At 64.5% G+C, this 16,851-nt stretch carries 16 protein-coding genes; 2 read left to right on the top strand and 14 right to left on the bottom strand.

Features of this window, described 5'->3' with window-relative positions:
* Window positions 1–403: 403 nt before the first annotated feature.
* Both JW897_RS15795 and JW897_RS15790 read right to left on the bottom strand, forming a co-directional pair.
* Window positions 404–697, bottom strand: a complete 294-nt coding sequence (locus tag JW897_RS15795; RefSeq protein ID WP_205466882.1) for a hypothetical protein — start codon at window positions 695–697, stop codon at window positions 404–406.
* A gap of 96 nt (window positions 698–793) precedes the next feature.
* Window positions 794–1,951 (bottom strand): aminotransferase-like domain-containing protein, encoded by a 1,158-nt coding sequence (locus tag JW897_RS15790; protein WP_205466881.1) that lies wholly within the window; start codon window positions 1,949–1,951, stop codon window positions 794–796.
* Between the two features lie 87 nt (window positions 1,952–2,038).
* On the opposite strand from JW897_RS15790, the gene JW897_RS15785 reads away from it, so the two are divergent.
* Both JW897_RS15785 and JW897_RS15780 read left to right on the top strand, forming a co-directional pair.
* Complete coding sequence (locus tag JW897_RS15785; protein WP_048412587.1) at window positions 2,039–2,506, top strand: MarR family winged helix-turn-helix transcriptional regulator; 468 nt, start codon at window positions 2,039–2,041, stop codon at window positions 2,504–2,506.
* Between the two features lie 96 nt (window positions 2,507–2,602).
* The gene (locus JW897_RS15780) at window positions 2,603–2,869 is read left to right on the top strand and encodes a TFIIB-type zinc ribbon-containing protein (protein ID WP_205466880.1); all 267 of its coding nucleotides are present in this window, start codon (window positions 2,603–2,605) and stop codon (window positions 2,867–2,869) included.
* A 68-nt stretch (window positions 2,870–2,937) separates the two neighbouring features.
* On the opposite strand, the gene greB is transcribed toward JW897_RS15780, so the two are convergent.
* From greB to JW897_RS15720, 12 genes are all read right to left on the bottom strand, one after another.
* Window positions 2,938–3,492 carry a transcription elongation factor GreB gene (gene greB / locus JW897_RS15775; protein ID WP_048412585.1) on the bottom strand — a complete coding sequence of 185 codons (555 nt, stop codon included), beginning with the start codon at window positions 3,490–3,492 and terminating at the stop codon, window positions 2,938–2,940.
* A 32-nt stretch (window positions 3,493–3,524) separates the two neighbouring features.
* Window positions 3,525–4,019, bottom strand: a complete 495-nt coding sequence (locus JW897_RS15770) for an NUDIX domain-containing protein (protein WP_053077189.1) — start codon at window positions 4,017–4,019, stop codon at window positions 3,525–3,527.
* Between the two features lie 11 nt (window positions 4,020–4,030).
* Window positions 4,031–5,431 carry a pseudouridine synthase gene (locus tag JW897_RS15765; RefSeq protein ID WP_048412584.1) on the bottom strand — a complete coding sequence of 467 codons (1,401 nt, stop codon included), beginning with the start codon at window positions 5,429–5,431 and terminating at the stop codon, window positions 4,031–4,033.
* A gap of 45 nt (window positions 5,432–5,476) precedes the next feature.
* Window positions 5,477–6,109 carry an SMC-Scp complex subunit ScpB gene (scpB, locus tag JW897_RS15760; RefSeq protein ID WP_019102634.1) on the bottom strand — a complete coding sequence of 211 codons (633 nt, stop codon included), beginning with the start codon at window positions 6,107–6,109 and terminating at the stop codon, window positions 5,477–5,479.
* Between the two features lie 67 nt (window positions 6,110–6,176).
* Entirely contained in the window at window positions 6,177–6,710 is a 534-nt protein-coding gene (locus JW897_RS15755) for a GNAT family N-acetyltransferase (protein WP_048412583.1), read from the bottom strand.
* A 77-nt stretch (window positions 6,711–6,787) separates the two neighbouring features.
* The gene (locus JW897_RS15750) at window positions 6,788–7,636 is read right to left on the bottom strand and encodes a segregation and condensation protein A (RefSeq protein WP_205466879.1); all 849 of its coding nucleotides are present in this window, start codon (window positions 7,634–7,636) and stop codon (window positions 6,788–6,790) included.
* Between the two features lie 64 nt (window positions 7,637–7,700).
* A complete protein-coding gene (locus JW897_RS15745) occupies window positions 7,701–9,206 on the bottom strand; it encodes a hypothetical protein (RefSeq protein ID WP_205466878.1) in 1,506 nt (501 codons plus the stop codon).
* Between the two features lie 127 nt (window positions 9,207–9,333).
* Window positions 9,334–11,229 carry a molecular chaperone HtpG gene (gene htpG / locus JW897_RS15740; protein WP_048412581.1) on the bottom strand — a complete coding sequence of 632 codons (1,896 nt, stop codon included), beginning with the start codon at window positions 11,227–11,229 and terminating at the stop codon, window positions 9,334–9,336.
* Window positions 11,230–11,389: 160 nt separating this feature from the next.
* Entirely contained in the window at window positions 11,390–12,331 is a 942-nt protein-coding gene (ispH, locus tag JW897_RS15735) for a 4-hydroxy-3-methylbut-2-enyl diphosphate reductase (protein WP_048412580.1), read from the bottom strand.
* Between the two features lie 27 nt (window positions 12,332–12,358).
* Entirely contained in the window at window positions 12,359–12,847 is a 489-nt protein-coding gene (gene lspA, locus JW897_RS15730; protein WP_048412579.1) for a signal peptidase II, read from the bottom strand.
* Between the two features lie 133 nt (window positions 12,848–12,980).
* Window positions 12,981–15,758 (bottom strand): isoleucine--tRNA ligase, encoded by a 2,778-nt coding sequence (gene ileS / locus JW897_RS15725; protein WP_048412578.1) that lies wholly within the window; start codon window positions 15,756–15,758, stop codon window positions 12,981–12,983.
* Window positions 15,755–16,690: a bifunctional riboflavin kinase/FAD synthetase gene (locus tag JW897_RS15720; protein WP_048412577.1), complete on the bottom strand. Its 936-nt coding sequence runs from the start codon at window positions 16,688–16,690 to the stop codon at window positions 15,755–15,757. Before JW897_RS15720 ends, ileS begins: the two co-directional genes overlap by 4 nt.
* Window positions 16,691–16,851: the final 161 nt, after the last annotated feature.

Here is a 16,851-nt window from a genome sequence, read left to right as displayed (position 1 = left end):
CTTTTGAGATGATTCGATATCACTTCAGCGGTCAAATCATTGCAAACCAGCACAGTCTTAGGCTGTGCGTTTATATTTTCCATCCCCCTGGAAACTTGGAAATGCAATGAATATTGACGCTAAAATTGTTTTCGTATAGATTTGATTGATCGCATTAATCCCCCCAAAGCCATATGGGAAGAATAAGCGTCAGCACTATACTGAAAGACCTCTAGGAAAAGCATCCCCCGAACTGCCAGTTACAACTTCAGCCGATTTACGGCTTATATTTTTTTGAAACGCAGATTTCCACGGCGATATCAATGATTTAAGCGCCGAGAATTGACCACATAAAAATTGGCCGGAGTCGATGAATTAAATCTTAATCGACATGACAATTACGGCATAAACCAACGGCAGTTGTTCAATTAATTGATCCAATACCGGCAAATTTTTTATTAAATAAAACAAATATAAGAATGGCGTCCGGGGGCGAAACATCCGGCGTAGCCGTGATCATCAAAATGTTCGCATCAAAATAAATGCCTATGACATATTGAATTTTCTTAATAATGCAAGCCGGACGGCCGAGCGCATCGACTATCCGCTCAGGACGGGACGATAAGGGAGAGATCAACGACGGCTTGGCTTGACGCTCGCCGGGGAGCGCGCCAGCGCCACAGCTACAGGCCGCAGGGAAGAAGGGAGATGCGGACAAACGCCGGACGGCGGGGGAGAGTGAAGCGCCGCCTCATCGACGAGGCGGCGCTGTTCCGCTTTACGCGCGGGCTGCGCGGAGACCTTGAACCGCGGCTTAGTCCGCCGCGGCCGGATCACGCAGCAAGGCCGCCAGCCTGGCGATGCCGGTCTCGATCCGTTCCGGCGAGGCATGGCTGAAGTTCAAGCGCAAATAGCCCAGATTCTGTTCCGGCTCGGGAAAGAACGCTTCCCCCGGCATGAAGGCGACGTTCTGCTTCAAGGCCAGCGGCAGCAGCTCACGGGTGTCCCTCGCCTGCTTCAATTTGAGCCAGAAAAACAAGCCGCCCCGCGGCAGCTGCCAATCGGCCAGATCGCCGAAATGGCGCTGCAGCGAAGCCTGCATCGCGTCGCGTCCGGCGCGATACACCTCGCGCAGCCCCAGCAAGCGCTGCTCATAGCCGGGATCGCGCAGCTGGCGGGCGATGAACCACTGCGCCGGACGGTTGGTGTGCAGATCGGTCGCCTGCTTGAGCCGCATCAAATAGGGGTACAGCTCGGGCGAGGCGATCAGGAAGCCGACGCGCAGCCCCGGCGCCAGGGTTTTGGAGAAGGAACCGGAGTAAATCCACGGCGCGCGCTTCAAATGGCTGACCAGCGGCGCCGGCGCTTCGCCGTCGTAGCTGAGCGCGCGGTACGGATCGTCTTCGATCAGGGGCACGCCGGCGGCGTCGACGACGGCCGCCAGCGCCTGCCGGTCTTCGGCGCTGTAACAGCTGCCCGCCGGATTCTGGAAGCTGGGAATCAAATAACAGCAGCGCGGCCGCGCCTGCTCCAGCGCGGCGGCCAACGCCTGCGGCTCCAGCCTGCCGTCCCGCTGCCCCACCGCGTGAACCCGGGCGCCGAACAGCTTGAAGGCCTGCAAGGCCGCCAGATAGGTCGGCCCCTCAGTCACCACCGGCGTGCCGGGATCGACGAACAGCTTGGCGCATAGATCTATGCCTTGCTGGGAGCCGGACAACACCAGCACCTGCTCGGCGCTGCAATCCATGCCCATGCGCCGCGCCTGCTCCGCAATCAGCTCGCGCAGTTCCGGCTCTCCTTCAGTGGAACCGTATTGCGCCAGTCCCGCCGGCATCTCGGCGAAATCCAGCCGCGGCAAGCATTGACTGGCCGGCAGGCCGCCGGCGAAAGAGATCATCTGCGGCTGTTGCGCCGCCGCCAGTATCTCCCGGATCAGCGAGCCGCTGAGCCGTTCGATGCGCTCCGAAAACATGGTACTCTCCATTAAGCTTGTCCCCAGCTTTGTTACTAACGTCAATAATATTGACTCAATCTACCGCTCACAACAGGCTCCGTCAACATGGCAGACCTATCTCCGTCCGACGACATGCGCGCCGCCATGGAAGCCTTCTTCCATGCCTACAAGGCTTTCACCGACAAACCGGATGAAATGCTGGCCAAACGCGGCCTGGCTCGCGTGCATCACCGCATCCTGTTCTTCGTCGCCCGCTATCCCGGCCTGTCGGTCAAGGATTTGCTGGCCGCGCTGGGCGTGACCAAGCAGGCCATCAATATGCCGCTGCGCCAGTTGCTGGAAATGGCCTTGGTGCAAAGCGTGGCCGCGCCGCACGACAAGCGGGTCAAACAGCTGACGCTGACTTCGGAAGGCCGCAGGCTGGAGGAGGCCCTGCACCGCGAGCAACTGAAATTGCTGCAAGCGGCGTTCGAGCAGACCGGCAAGCCGGCCACCGCCGGCTGGATGCAGATCAACCGCAGCCTGGCCGCCCACTCCCGCCCCGACGACGCGCCCTCTCGCGGCAAAGCTTGACCCTGTAGCCGCTTCATGGTTTGCAATGCGCGAGCGCGGCCTAGCCTGCGCATTTCCCGAACCACCGCGCCGTTGCGGCGCGCCGAGGAGCACGCCATGAATTGTCCCAGTTGCCAAGTCACCCTGCTGATGGGCGAGCGGCTGTCCGTCGCCATCGATTACTGCCCGCAATGCCGCGGCGTTTGGCTGGCGCCCGGCCAGCTTGAACGCCTGCTGCAAACCCAAGCCCCGGCGGCGCCGGCCGCCGCGTCTTGCGCGCCGGCCGCGCACGGTCGCGGCCATGACGACGAACACCGTCGCGACGGCCGCTACGGAGGCCATCACGGCGGCAAGCATGGCTGGCTGCGCAAACTGCTGGACTGATCCGCCCCCGGATAAAAAACGGCCCGGACTCATGTCCGGGCCGTTGTCCCTCGTGTCTGCGGAAGACCTCAGTCTATGCGTTCGTAACGCACTTCCAGCACCTCGATGTCCTCGTCGCCTTCCGGCCCGCGAAACAACACCGAGTCGCCTTCGCGCGCCTTCAACAGCGTCCTCGCGATCGGCGAGATCCAGCTGATCCGGCCGCGCGCCAGATCGATCTCGTCGACGCCGACGATGCGCAGCAATTGCTCGCTGCCGTCGCCGCGCTCTATCAGCACGGTGGCGGAGAAAAACACCTGGTCGGTCGCCTCCCGGGTTTCCGGATCCACCACCTCGGCGATCTCCAGGCGTTTGGTCAGGAAGCGGATGCGGCGGTCGATCTCGCGCAGACGGCGCTTGCCGTACAGATAATCGCCGTTCTCGGAACGGTCGCCGTTGCTGGCCGCCCAGTTCACGATCTGCACCATCTCCGGCCGCTCTCGGTTGACCAGATGATAGAGCTCGTCCTTCAGCCGCTGCCAGCCGCCGGGCGTGATGTAGTTCTTGGTGGAGGCGGGCAAGCGCCGCTCAAGCGGGAGATCCTCTTCCGCCTCGTCGTTTTCCTTGGTAAACGCCTTGCTCATCTTCGTCCATCCATCCATGAAAAACGCCAGCCTCAACGGCCGGCGGCGGGTTCCAACAAGGCCAGGCAATGCGGCAGCAGGCCCTTGGGCTTCAGCTTGATCCGCTGCAGCTGCTCGCGGTCCAGCCACTCAAGCTCGTAGCGATTGTCCGGCCCCATCTTGGCCAACTCCGGACCGCCCAGTCTGAGCTCCCCGGCGTGGCTGGCCGCCAGGAACACGTGCTCCACCCTGTCCTTGCCGTCCAGCGTGCACAGCCTGCCGCCCAGACGGACGTTGAGCCCGGTTTCCTCGCGCGTCTCGCGCACGCAGGCGATGGCCGCCGTCTCGCGACGCTTGATGCCGCCGCCCGGCAACACATAATAGTCCTTGCCGGGTTTAACGCGATGCATCAGCAAGATGCGGCCGCCGTCGACGATGGCGATGGCGGCGCGCTGGCGCTTGCCTCCCGCCGGCGGAGCCGGCTCCGGGGCCGGCGCCGCGCCGCCGCGCAAACGCGACCAGGCGCGCGCGGCCAGGCTCCACAGCATCGCGCGCGCGCTCAGCGGTGCGCCTTGGCCGAGGCCTTCTTGACCGGCGGCGCCTTCTTGCCGCCGGTGACGGTCAGATTGGACCACTTCATCACCGCCGCCACTTCAGCGGAGTTCAGTTCGTAGAACTGGCCGCGCTTCAAGCGCGGAGGCAGGCCGATATTGCCGAAGCGCACCCGGATCAGGCGGCTGACGGTCAGGCCGAAATGCTCGAACATGCGGCGCACTTCGCGGTTGCGGCCTTCCTTGATCACTACGTTGAACCATTGGTTGGCGGCTTCTTCCGGGCCGCCTTTCTGGAAGATGCGGTCAAAGCGCGCTTCGCCGTCTTCCAGTTCCACGCCGGCCACCATCTCTTTCATGATTTCCGGCGTCAACTCGCCCAGCACCCGCACCGAGTACTCGCGCTCCACTTCGAAGCTGGGGTGCATCATGCGGTTGGCCAGCTCGCCGCTGGTGGTGATCAGCAACAGGCCCGAGGTGTTGACGTCCAGGCGGCCTATCGCCACCCAACGGCTGGATTTGGCTTGCGGCAGACGGTCGAACACGGTGACGCGGCCTTCCGGATCGTCGCGGCTGACGATTTCGCCTTCTTCCTTGTGATACATGATCACGCGCGGCAGGCGGTCCGGCCATTTCAGCTTGATCTGGTCGCCCTTGACCATCACGCGGTCGCGCGGGCCGACGCGGTCGCCCAGACTGGCTTTCTTGCCGTTGACCGTGACCTGGCCGGCCTCGATCCACTCTTCCATTTCGCGACGCGAGCCGACGCCGGACGCCGCCAGCGCTTTTTGCAGCCGCACCGGTTCGATGTCGTCCAGGTCCACGCGGACTTCGCGCAGGCGCTTGGCCTTGTCCTTGATGTCCTGATTGGGGCTGCGCAAGCGCAGCTTCTTGGCCTTCTGCACCAATTGCGGCCTGCCGCCCTCCGGCTTGCCCTGGCGCGGCTGAGCGCCGCCCTTGCCGGCGGCCGGCTGACCCGCCGGCGCGGCGGCGTTCTTGTTGCCGAAGCGGCGCTCGTGATCCAGGGCCACGTTGCCGTTGACGTCGCCGTTGCTGTCGCGCTGGTAGGTCGGCTTGTTGCGACCTTGCGCCTGCTGCATCTGCTGCTGTTCCTGCTCGCGGCGGCTCAGCTTGAACAGCGGCGTGCCTTCGTGCATCAGCGGGTTGCCGTAGGCGTCGCGCGCGGCGCGGCCGTTCTGCGGCGCGCGGCCCTTGCCGCCGTTGGCGCGGGCTTGGCCTTGCCTGGCGTTGGCCTCGGCCGGCTGGCCGTTGCGGTTCTTGATCATGCCGCCCTGGGTCTTGCCGCGCGGCTGAACGCCGCCGGTGCCCGGCTGGCGCGCTTGGGATGTTTCGCGACCTTTGACACGCGCCACCGGCTGGCGGGCGTGATTGCGTTGTCCTTTAGACATATGTGCTTTGCTCTTTCCGTGCGAGCAACCGGCAGAATGTCGATGTTATTCTGCGATGGGCTCGAAATTATCCGCCTCATCGTCGAGGGGGATGTCGTCTGTGGCCGCTGCCGGGCCTTGATCCCGAGGCGCCGCCTCGGGCACTACCAGGCTTCCCAGCTCCGCCAACGGCGGCAGATCCTTGAGCGAGACAAAGCCCAGATCGTCCAGGAATTTTCGGGTAGTGGCATACAAGCCCGGCCTGCCGGGTACGTCCTTGTGGCCGATGACTTCGATCCAGCCGCGTTCCAGCAGAGTCTGCATCACGCCGGTGGACACCGATACGCCGCGTATCGCTTCGATATCGCCACGGGTCACAGGTTGTTTGTAGGCGATGATCGCCAAGGTTTCCATTACCGCGCGCGAGTATCGCGGCGGCTTTTCCGGGTTCAAGCGGTTCAAGTATGGCGTGAACTCCGCTCGGGCGCGAAAGCGCCATCCCGACGCCAATTTGACCAGTTCAACGCCCTTGCCTCTCCAGTCGCTCTGGATATCGTCGAGGATGTCGTTGATCAACGCGGCTTTCACCTCTTCGGTGAACAGCTTTTTGAGCATGGCAACCGACAGAGGTTCCTGCGCGGTCAGTAACGCCGTCTCCAGCACGATCTTCAGATATTTTAGGTCGGTGATGGTGGACATTGAGCCGTGAAGCCGAAACACGTTTGCGCAGGAAACCGGATATTCTACATGAACTCTCCGTCCGGGGCTAAATTAATCCTTCCGCCATGTCGTCCCAGGCCGCCAGCGCGGTCAGGCTGTAACGCCGGAACGCCCGCCCGCCGTGCTCCATCGTTTCCAGCAACTGGCCGCCGCAGGCCTCCACCGTGCGCACCGCGGCCGGCCGGTCCGCCGGACAGACCAACACCCAGTTGCCGTGCGCCGGCTTCTCGCCCAGGGTCTGCACGTACTGCAGCAGCACTCGGCCGTAGCCGTGGCCGCGCCAGGCCGGCAGCACTTCGAAAGCGATGTGGCCGATGCGCTCCACGATCAGCGCGCTGTCGGCCAGGCGCTGGCGGATCGCGCCTATGATCTCGGTGCGGCCGTTGATCAAAAACCAGGTGCGGCACGGCACCCAGCCTTCGGGCAGCGCCCGCCCTTCGGCGTGCTGCAGCAATTGTCCGAGCCAGGCGTCGGAATCCGCGCCGGCGCGACGGTAATAATCCAGCCCTTCCTCACGGCAGGCCTGGAAAAAAGTCCGATAGGCTGGCAGATGCTTCTGGTCGGCCGCTTCGATGTGCATGGCATGCTCTCGCAATGGATATCTGTATCCTAATCGCTGCCGCGCCAACATCAAGTGCAAATCGGCGCGCGCCCGCCTCAGACCAGCGCAATCCTGACATAAATGGGCTGGTACGGCGCCTCCTGGCTGACCTTGACCAGGCCCTCTTTCACCAGCTCCAGCACCGCGATGAAGTTGACCACCAGGTGGGCGACGCCCTTGTCCGCGTCGAACAGCTCGTCGAAGGGCACGTACTCGCGGCCGTCCAGATAGCGCAGAATCCAGCTCATCTGCTCGCGCACCGACAATTCGTCCTTCTCCACCTTGTGGTGGCGATGGTGGCGCGCGCGCGACAGAATCGCCATCCACGCCTGGCGCAGGTCCGCCGGGCTGACGTCGGGCAGCCGCTGCTCGGCCGACTGTTCGATCAGCACCGCCAGCCAGGCGAAGTCGCGGTCGGCCTGCGGCAGCTTGTCCAGCTCCAGCCCCGCCAGCTTCATCTGCTCGTACTCCAGCAGCCGGCGCACCAGCTCGGCGCGCGGATCGTCCGGCTCGCCCTCCTCGTCCAGCTGCGGCCTGGGCAGCAGCAGCCTAGACTTGATCTCGATCAGCAGCGCCGCCATCAGCAAGTATTCGGCGGCCAGTTCCAGGCGCCCGTCGCGCATCGCGTCGATATAGGCCATGTACTGGACGGTGATCTCCGCCATCGGAATGTTCAGCACGTCCAGGTTCTGCTTGCGGATCAGGTAAAGCAGCAGGTCCAGCGGGCCTTCGAAACTGTCCAGAATCACTTGCAGCGCGTCCGGCGGGATGAACAGATCCTGCGGCACTTCCAGCACCGGCTGGCCGAACACGTGCGCGATCGGCACGCTGGCGGGCAGTTCCGGCGCGGTCAGCTGAAAATCGTCGGCCGAAGGCCCGGTCTCGGGAAGGGGGGCGTTGCTCATGGCGGCAAGGATACCAGCACTGGCCGGCGCCGTGGCGGAACTTGTCCGCCGCCGGGCCCGCCGTTCAAGCCTGCGCGTCGGCGGGCAACAGCTCGTCGACCTTGATCTCGACGAATTGATAATGCGCGGTCTGCTGCAACAAGCGCAGCGCGCGCACCCGGCATTCGCCGTCGGCGCCGCGCAGATGAAACGGCCGCATGGCCTGATACAGGCGGCCCGGCAACACCAGGATGCCGGAATGGCGGAAATGGCGCTCGGCCTGCATGCGCAGCGCCGGCTCGAAGCCGCCGGCCGCGTGGCTGGTGACCGCGGCGACCTCGACCGCCTGCGGCCGCTTGCCGATGAACTCTATCCCGCACTCGGTCTGCATGTCCTCGCCGCCGAAGCTGACCCAGCGCACCAGGCCCAGCTGCCAGCCGAAGCCGCGGCGGCGCAGCATCACCACTTCGCCGGCGCGCAAGGGTTGCCGCAGGGATTCGCCCTGCAGCAGCAGGCCGGAAGCGCTGAGATTGCTGATCTGCAGCCGGCAGGGCTCCAGTTCCCCGTCGGCCGGCTCGCCGGCGGCCAGCCGCCAGCAGCGCGGCAACAGGCTGACCAGTTCGACGGTTTCGACGCTGAGCCGGCGCAGCCTGACGTGCCGCCGGCGCGGCGGCGCGCCCCACTCCTGGCGCAGTCGCGCCAGCAGCCAGGCTTCGTGGCCGTCGTCCAGTCCCTGGCGCTGGCGTTGGCGGCCCAGCTCGTCCAGACGCTGCAGCAGGCGGCCGGCGTCCAGCCGCCACCACACGCCGTCGCCGTCCAGGTCCAGTTCGGCGCAGAAGCGCGCCGGCCGGTCGGCGTCGGCGCGGAAAGCCAGCGCGCCGTCGTCGCCCAAAGGCTGATCCAGTTGCTCCACGCGCAGCAGGCCGGCGTGCTGCTCCAGCCATTGCAGCAGCAAGGCGATCTTGGCCGCTTCCAAACGGTTGCTGGCGGTCAGGCCCAGCAGCATGATGCGGCGATAGCTGAGTCCCGGCGGCGGCGCGCCGCCGGACGCCTGCCGCCCCTCCCAACCCTGGGCCAGCGCGTAGGCGTACAGGCGGTGGCAATCGCGCCAGAAGCCCTTGTGCGGCGGCGCGTAGCCGCGCGCGTGCAAGGCCAGCAAGTCGTAGCCGCTGGCCAGCGCCAGTTGCAGGGCCTCCAGCCGCGGACGCGAGCTGGAAAAACGGCCGGCCTCCTGCGCGCTGAAGGCCTGGGCCAGCAGCTTGCACTGCTCATGCCATTGCCGCAGCAATTGGCGGGCCGACTGCAAGGCCGCGCGCGCTTCCGGGGTGCAGGAGGGATCCTGCCGCGCCGCCGCGCGCTCCAGCCTGGCCGCCAGCGCGGCCAGCGGCGCCCGCAGCGCCTGCAAGAGCTGCAGGCGTTCCGCCGGCGCCAGGGCCGAGCGCCGCCATTGCTCCAGCCACTGGCCGGCCTTGTCCGCGGCGAGGGCGGCCGGCTGCGCCGCCAGCGTCTCCCATTGCGCCTGGACCGCCTTGAGGTCCAATGTCAGCCAGGGGCCTTCCGGCAAGGCGTGAATCAGCGACAGTTCCATCATGACCAAGTCATAGCGAGAGAGAAGCCGCCGATGATACGCCCAGCCATGATTTTTGGCGCGGCATTATTGCCAGCGCAAAAAAATGCCCCGCGCGCGGCGGGGCATTCCGATCGGAGCGGCCTCAGGCTTAAGCCGACAGCTCCAGCATCAGCTTGTTGATGCGCTTGACGAAGGCCGCCGGGTCTTCCAGCTTGCCGCCCTCGGCCAGCAGGGCCTGGTCGTACAACACCTGGGCCAGATCGTCGGCGCGCGCCTCGTCGGCCTCCTCGGCCAGTTTTTTCACCAGCACGTGCTCGGGGTTGATCTCCAGCGTGGGCTTGCTGGCTTCCACCTTCTGGCCCGCCGCCTTCAACATGCGCTCCAGATGGGCGCTCATATCGTGCTCGCCGGCCACCAGGCAGGCCGGGCTCTCGGTCAGGCGGGCGGTGGCGCGCACTTCCTTGACGCGGTCGGCTAGCGCTTTCTGCACTTTTTCCACCACAGGCTTGGCGCTTTCCTCCACCTGCTTCTGCGCTTCCTTGTCGGCTTCGTCTTCCAAAGCGCCCAGATCCAGCGCGCCCTTGGCCACGGATTGCAGCGCCTTGCCGTCGAATTCGAACAGCGAGCCCACCACCCACTCGTCGACGCGGTCGGTCAGCAGCAGCACCTCGACGCCCTTCTTCTTGAACACTTCCAGATGCGGGCTGTTCTTGGCCGCGGCCAGGGTGTCGGCGGTGATGTAGTAGATCTTGTCCTGGCCTTCCTTCATGCGGGCCACGTAGTCGCCCAGCGTCACCGCCGGCTCGACGCCTTCGGACGCGGTGGAGACGAAGCGCAGCAGCTTGGCGATGCGCTCCTTGTTGGCCATGTCCTCGCCAACGCCCTCTTTCAGCACCTGGCCGAACTCTTGCCAGAATTCGGTGTATTTTTCCGGCTGATTGGCCGAGAGGTCTTCCAGCAGGCCCAGCACTTTCTTGACGCAGCCGTTGCGGATGGCGTCGATGTCCTTGCTTTCCTGCAGGATCTCGCGCGACACGTTCAGCGGCAGGTCGTTGCTGTCTATCACCCCGCGCACGAAGCGCAGGTAGTGCGGCATCAGCTTTTCGGTGTCTTCCATGATGAAGACGCGGCGCACGTAGAGCTTGACGCCCTGCTTGCGTTCGCGGTCGAACAGGTCGAACGGCGCGCGCGACGGGATGTACAACAGCTCGGTGTATTCCTGGCGGCCCTCGACGCGGGCGTGGCTCCAGGCCAGCGGGTCGGTGAAATCGTGGGCGACGTGCTTGTAGAACTCCTTGTACTGCTCTTCGCTGATCTCGCTCTTGCCGCGAGTCCACAGCGCGGAGGCGGAGTTGACCGCTTCCATCTCGTCGCTGACGATGACTTCGCCGTTCTCGCCGTAGCTATTGCCCTTTTTCATCTCGATCGGGATCGAGATGTGGTCGGAGTACTTGCGGACGATTCCCTTCAGCTTCCAGTCGTTCAGCAGCTCGTCCTCGCCCTCCTTCAGGTGCAGCACGATTTCCGTGCCGCGGCCGGCCTTCTCCACCTGCTCCAGCGTGTATTCGCCGGCGCCCTGGGATTCCCAGCGGGTGGCGGCGGCGTCGCCGGCACGGCGGGTGGTCAGCGTGACCTTGTCTGCGACGATGAAGGCGGAGTAGAAGCCGACGCCGAATTGGCCGATCAGGTTGGCGTCCTTCTTGGCGTCGCCGGACAGCTGCTCGAAAAAGGCCTTGGTGCCGGACTTGGCGATGGTGCCGATATTGGCGATGACTTCGTCGCGGCTCATGCCGATGCCGTTGTCGGCGATGGTCAGCGTGCGCGCCTCGGCGTCGTAGCCGATGGTGATCTTCAGCTCCGGCTCGTTCTCGAACAGCTCGGGCTTGGCCAGGCCTTCGAAGCGCAGCTTGTCGGCGGCGTCGGAGGCGTTGGAAATCAGTTCACGCAGGAAGATTTCCTTGTTGGAGTACAAGGAGTGGATCATCAGCTGCAGCAGCTGCTTGACTTCGGTCTGAAAACCCAGGGTTTCTTTCAATGCGCTCATGGTGACTTACACAATAGTTGGTCAACGATGCGCATCAGATAAGGGCTGTCGCGGGCTTTTCAATACCCCTGCCCTCAACCCGGGATCGCCGCCGCGCGCGCATGAAAAAGCCCCGCGGGATCGCGGGGCGGTCTGGCGCTTCAAACCGTGCCGGGCCGGCTCAGGCGCGCTTGTCCTCGCGCAGCGCCGGCGGCAGCGCGAACACCGTGTTTTCCTCCACGCCGTCCAGCTCGCTGACGCTGTCCGCGCCGAAGGCCTTGATCTGGTCTATCACCGCCTGCACCAGCACTTCCGGCGCGCTGGCGCCGGCGGTGACGCCGACGCGACGCTTGCCGGCAAACCAGGCTTCCACCAATTGGCCGGCGTTGTCCACCATATAGGCGTCCACGCCCTTGAGCGCGGCCACTTCGCGCAGGCGATTGGAATTGGAGCTGTTGGGCGAACCCACCACCACCACGATGTCGCACTCGTCGGCCAACACCTTCACCGCGTCCTGCCGGTTTTGCGTGGCGTAGCAGATATCGTCTTTTTTCGGGCTGGAGATCTCGGGGAAACGCGCCTTCAGCGCGGCGATGATGTCGCGAGTCTCGTCCACCGACAGCGTGGTCTGGCTGACGTAGGACAGCGCCGCCGGGTTGCGCACTTGCAGCTTGGCGACGTCGGCGACGTTCTCCACCAGATACATGCCGCCGTCCACCTGGCCCATGGTGCCTTCCACCTCGGGGTGGCCGGCGTGGCCTATCATGACGATCTCCATGCCCGCCTTGTTCATGCGCTTGACTTCGACGTGCACCTTGGTCACCAAGGGACAGGTGGCGTCGAACACCTGCAGGCCCAGCGCCGCCGCCTCTTCGCGCACCGACAGCGGCACGCCGTGGGCGGAATACACCAGGGTGCTGCCGCTGGGCACGTCCTTCAGTTCTTCGATGAACACGGCGCCCTTGGCGCGCAGGTTCTCGACGACGAAGCGGTTGTGCACCACTTCGTGGCGCACGTAGATCGGCGCGCCGTAGAGTTCGATCGCCCGCTCGACGATGGCGATGGCCCGGTCCACCCCTGCGCAGAAACCGCGCGGGTTGGCCAGCATGATGGTCTTCGTCATCACAAATCCTTGCTCAAGCCGCGGCGCTCAGGCGCGCGGCTTTCTGAAACTGTCCAGCACCATCAGGGCGGCTCCGACGCAGATGAAGGAGTCCGCCAGATTGAAGGCCGGGTACGACCAGCTGCTGTAGTAATGCACCTGGATGAAATCGATCACATGGCCATGGACGATGCGGTCTATCACATTGCCCAGCGCGCCGCCCATGATGAAGGCCGCGGCCAGGTTCATCAGCCCGCTGAAGCGGTTCTTGAAGATGTTCCAGCCCAGCCAGCCGGAGACGGCGAAGGCCAGCCCGGAAAACAGATACTTCTGCCAGCCGCCGGCGTCGTGCAGGAAGCTGAACGCCGCGCCCGGATTGTACAGCAAGGTGAATCCGAAAAAGCCGGGAATGATTTCCCGGACTTCGCCGTACTGGTAATTGCCGTTGAAATAAATCTTGGTCAATTGATCCAGCAGCACGATCACCGCCGCCAGCGCGAACCACTTCGGCCATTGCTTGGCCTTGGGCATAGTCATTGCAGATTCCATCAGACCTTTCCACGATGCGAAGCGGAACTCCGCGCACTCTATATCAAAGCGCCGGAAGCCCGGGACGCTTAGCGCCCCATGCTTCCGGCCCGGCCGTGCCGCCGCGTCCCGTTAACGCGGATCAGGCGAAGCGGCGCGTCTCGCCCTTGCCGTCGATATTGTCCACGCAACGGCCGCACACCGCGCCGTGGCCGGCGTGGCTGCCGACGTCGGCGCGGTAGTGCCAGCAACGCTCGCACTTCTGCTGCGTCGACGACGCCACGCTGACGCGGGTTTGCTCGCCTTGCTTGACGCTGGCTTTAGAGACAATCAGCACGAACTTGAGTTCATCGCCCAAGGCGTTCAGCCACTGCGACAGCTCGGCGTCGGCTTCGATTTCGATCTCGGCCTGCAGCGAGGAGCCCAGCTGATCGGCGCTGCGCAGCGCCTCGATCTGCTTGTTGACCTGGGCGCGCAGCTCGCGGATGGCCTGCCACTTGGCGGACAAGGCCGCTTCGCGCTCGGCCGCCTGGGCCGGGAACTCGTGCCAGACGTGATACAGCGTCGACTCTTCCTCGCTGTCCACCAGCACGTTCCACGCCTCGTCGGCGGTGAAGCACAGGATGGGCGCCACCAGCAGCAGCAGGCTGCGGGTGATGTGGTAGAGCGCGGTCTGGGCGCTGCGGCGCGCGTGGCTGTCCGCCTTGGTGGTGTACAGGCGGTCCTTGATCACGTCCAGATAGAAGGCGCCCAGATCCTCGGAGCAATAGCCGACCACTTCCTGCACCACGTGGTGGAAGGCGTAGCGCGAGTACAGCTCGCCCGCCACCTTCTCCTGCACTTCGCGCGCGCGCAGCAGCGCGTACTGGTCCAGCTCCACCATATTGGCCAGCGGCACGGCGTGTTCCAGCGGATCGAAATCCGACAGATTGGACAGCAGGAAGCGGATGGTGTTGCGCAGGCGGCGATAGCTTTCCGTCGTGCGCTTCAGGATTTCCTGAGACAGCGACATGTCGCCGGAGTAATCGGCGCTGGCCACCCACAGACGCAGGATGTCGGCGCCCAAGCTGCCGCAGATTTCTTCCGGCGCAATGCCGTTGCCGCGCGACTTGGACATCTTGTAGCCCTTGTCGTCCACGGTGAAGCCGTGAGTCAGCAACTGCTTGTACGGCGCGCGGCCTATGGTGGCGCAGCCGGTTTTCAGCGAAGACTGGAACCAGCCGCGATGCTGGTCCGAGCCTTCCAGATACAGGTCGGCCGGCCAGGCCAGCTCGGCGCGCTGCTTGAGCACGGCGAAATGGGTGGAGCCGGAATCGAACCACACGTCCAGGGTGTCGGACAGCTTGCGGTAGTGCTCGGCCTCGTCTCCCAGCAACTCCTTGGCGTCCAGGCTGAACCAGGCTTCAATGCCTTGCTGCTCGATGCGCAGCGCCACTTCTTCCAGCAATTGCGCCGAGCGCGGGTGCAGCTCGCCGCTTTCCTTGTGGATGAAGAAGGTCATCGGCACGCCCCAGTTGCGCTGGCGCGACACGCACCAGTCGGGGCTGTTCTTGATCATCGCGTCCAGGCGCGCGCGGCCCCAGGCCGGGAAGAACTCGGTGGCGTCCACCGCGCGCTGGCTGATCGCGCGCAGGGTCTCGCCGCCGTGGCCGGCCTTGTCCATGCCGATGAACCACTGCGGCGTGGCGCGGAAGATGATGGGCGTCTTGTGGCGCCAGCAATGCGGGTAGCTGTGCTCCAGCTTGGCCTTGTGCACCAGAGCGCCGTGCTCTTCCAGCGTTTCGATGATGCGCGGATTGGCGTCCCAGACCAGCAGGCCGGCGAACAGCTCGGTGCCGGTCTTGTAGCGGCCGTTGTCGGCCACCGGGTTGGCCACCGGCAGCTTGTAATGCAGGCCGGCCTGGAAGTCTTCCAGGCCGTGGGCCGGCGCGGTGTGCACCAGGCCGGTGCCGGCGTCGGTGGTCACGTGGTCGCCCAGGATCACCGGCACTTGGCGCGCGTAGAACGGGTGTTGCAGCTGCAAGAGCTCCAGCGCCCGGCCCTTGGCCTCGCCCAGCACCTGGCTGGTTTCGACGCCGTAGCGCTTCAGCGCGGACTCTGCCAGGTCCTTGGCCAGGATCAGCTTGCCCTTGGGGGTGTCCAGCAATTGGTAAACCAGCTCGGCGCCGGCGGCGACGGCCTGGTTGGCCGGCAAGGTCCACGGCGTGGTGGTCCAGATCACCGCCATCGCGCCGGAGGCGTCGGCGCCGAAGGCCGCGCCCGCCTTGTCGGCGTCCAGCACTTTGAAACCGACGTCGATCGCCGGCGACACCTTGTCCTCATACTCGACCTCGGCCTCGGCCAGCGAGGAGCCGCACTCGATGCACCAGTGCACCGGCTTCTCGCCCTTGGTCAGATAGCCGTTCTCGAAGATCTTGCCGAGGGTGCGCACGATGTCGGCCTCGGTCTTGAAGTCCATGGTCAGATAGGGATTGTCCCAATCGCCCAGCACGCCCAGGCGGATGAAGCCCTTCTTCTGGCGCGCCACCTGCTCTTTGGCGTATTCGCGGCACAGCTCGCGGAACTTGGCGGCGGGGATGTCCTTGCCGTGCAGCTTTTCCACCATCAGCTCGATGGGCAGGCCGTGACAGTCCCAGCCCGGCACATAGGGGGCGTCGAAGCCGGCCAGCGTCTTGGAGCGGACGATGATGTCCTTCAGCACCTTGTTGACCGCGTGGCCCAGGTGGATGTCGTTGTTGGCGTACGGAGGGCCGTCGTGCAGGATGAACTTGGGGCGGCCGGCGGAGAGCTTGCGCAGCTTGTCGTAGCGCTTCTCCTCCTGCCAGCGCTTGACCCAGGCCGGTTCGCGTTTGGCCAGATCCCCGCGCATGGCGAAGGGGGTATCCAGCAGGTTTACGGTTTTTCGATAATCGATGCTCATGCCTGCTCTCGCTGCAAACTTGTCAAATAGGTCTTGGCGCTGGCCGCGTCTTTTTCGATCTGAGCGATCAGCGCCGATAAATCATCATACCGCGCCTCGTCGCGCAGTTTCTTCAGGAATCGCACCGTCAGCCGCTGGCCGTAGAGATCGCCGGCGAAATCGAACAGATGCACTTCCAGCTTGTAATCCGGAGTATCGCTGACCGTCGGGTTCAAACCCAGGCTGGCCACGCCGCCCAGCACGCCGTCGGCCGTTTCCGCCTGCACCACGAACACGCCTTGCAAGGCCGGACGCAAATGCGGCAAATGGATGTTGGCCGTGGGGAAGCCTATGGTGCGGCCCAGCTTCTTGCCGTGCACCACGCGGCCGGAGATCTGGTACTCACGCCCCAGCAGACTTTCCGCTCCGCTCAGGTCGCCGGCAGCCAGCCGCTCGCGCACCAAGGTGCTGGAAGCCCGCTCGCCCATCGCCAGCACCGTCGGCATCGCCTCGGTGACGAAGTGGGGACAGGAACTCAGCATCTCGAAATGGCCCTGCCGCTTGGCGCCGAACTGGAAATCGTCGCCGATCAGCAAATACTTGGTCTGCAGGCCCTGCACCAGGACCTTGTCGATGAAATCCGGCGCCGACATGCCGGCGAAGCCGCGGTTGAAGCGATAGACGAACACATAGTCGACCAGGCCCAGCCGCTGCAAGAACGCCAGTTTGTCGCGCAGCGTGGACAAGCGGCCCGGCGGATTGTCGCGCGCGAAGAACTCCCGCGGATGGGGCTCAAAGGTCAACAGGGCCGTCGGCAAGCCGCGCGCGTCGGCTTCCAGCCGCAGCCGCTGCAGCATTTTCTGATGGCCAAGGTGCACGCCGTCGAAATTGCCGATGGTCAAGGCGCAGGCTGGCAGCTGATAACGCCGCGGATCTCCAAAAAATACCTGCATGTGCTGGTCTTATTGCGTCCTGAAAACCTTCGATTGTATCTGCCTGCCACGGATAGCGTCCAGACTTGCGACGCAATTGGGTCGACGACGGCGAACGAGGCCGTCCGTCCGCCTCCCAATGCAAAAAGCCCCGCAAGATTGCGGGGCTTTTTGAACAGAGC

It is taken from the genome of Chromobacterium alkanivorans (assembly GCF_016937655.1).
Classification (GTDB): domain Bacteria; phylum Pseudomonadota; class Gammaproteobacteria; order Burkholderiales; family Chromobacteriaceae; genus Chromobacterium; species Chromobacterium alkanivorans.
This window is presented reverse-complemented; position numbering and strand designations above follow the sequence as displayed.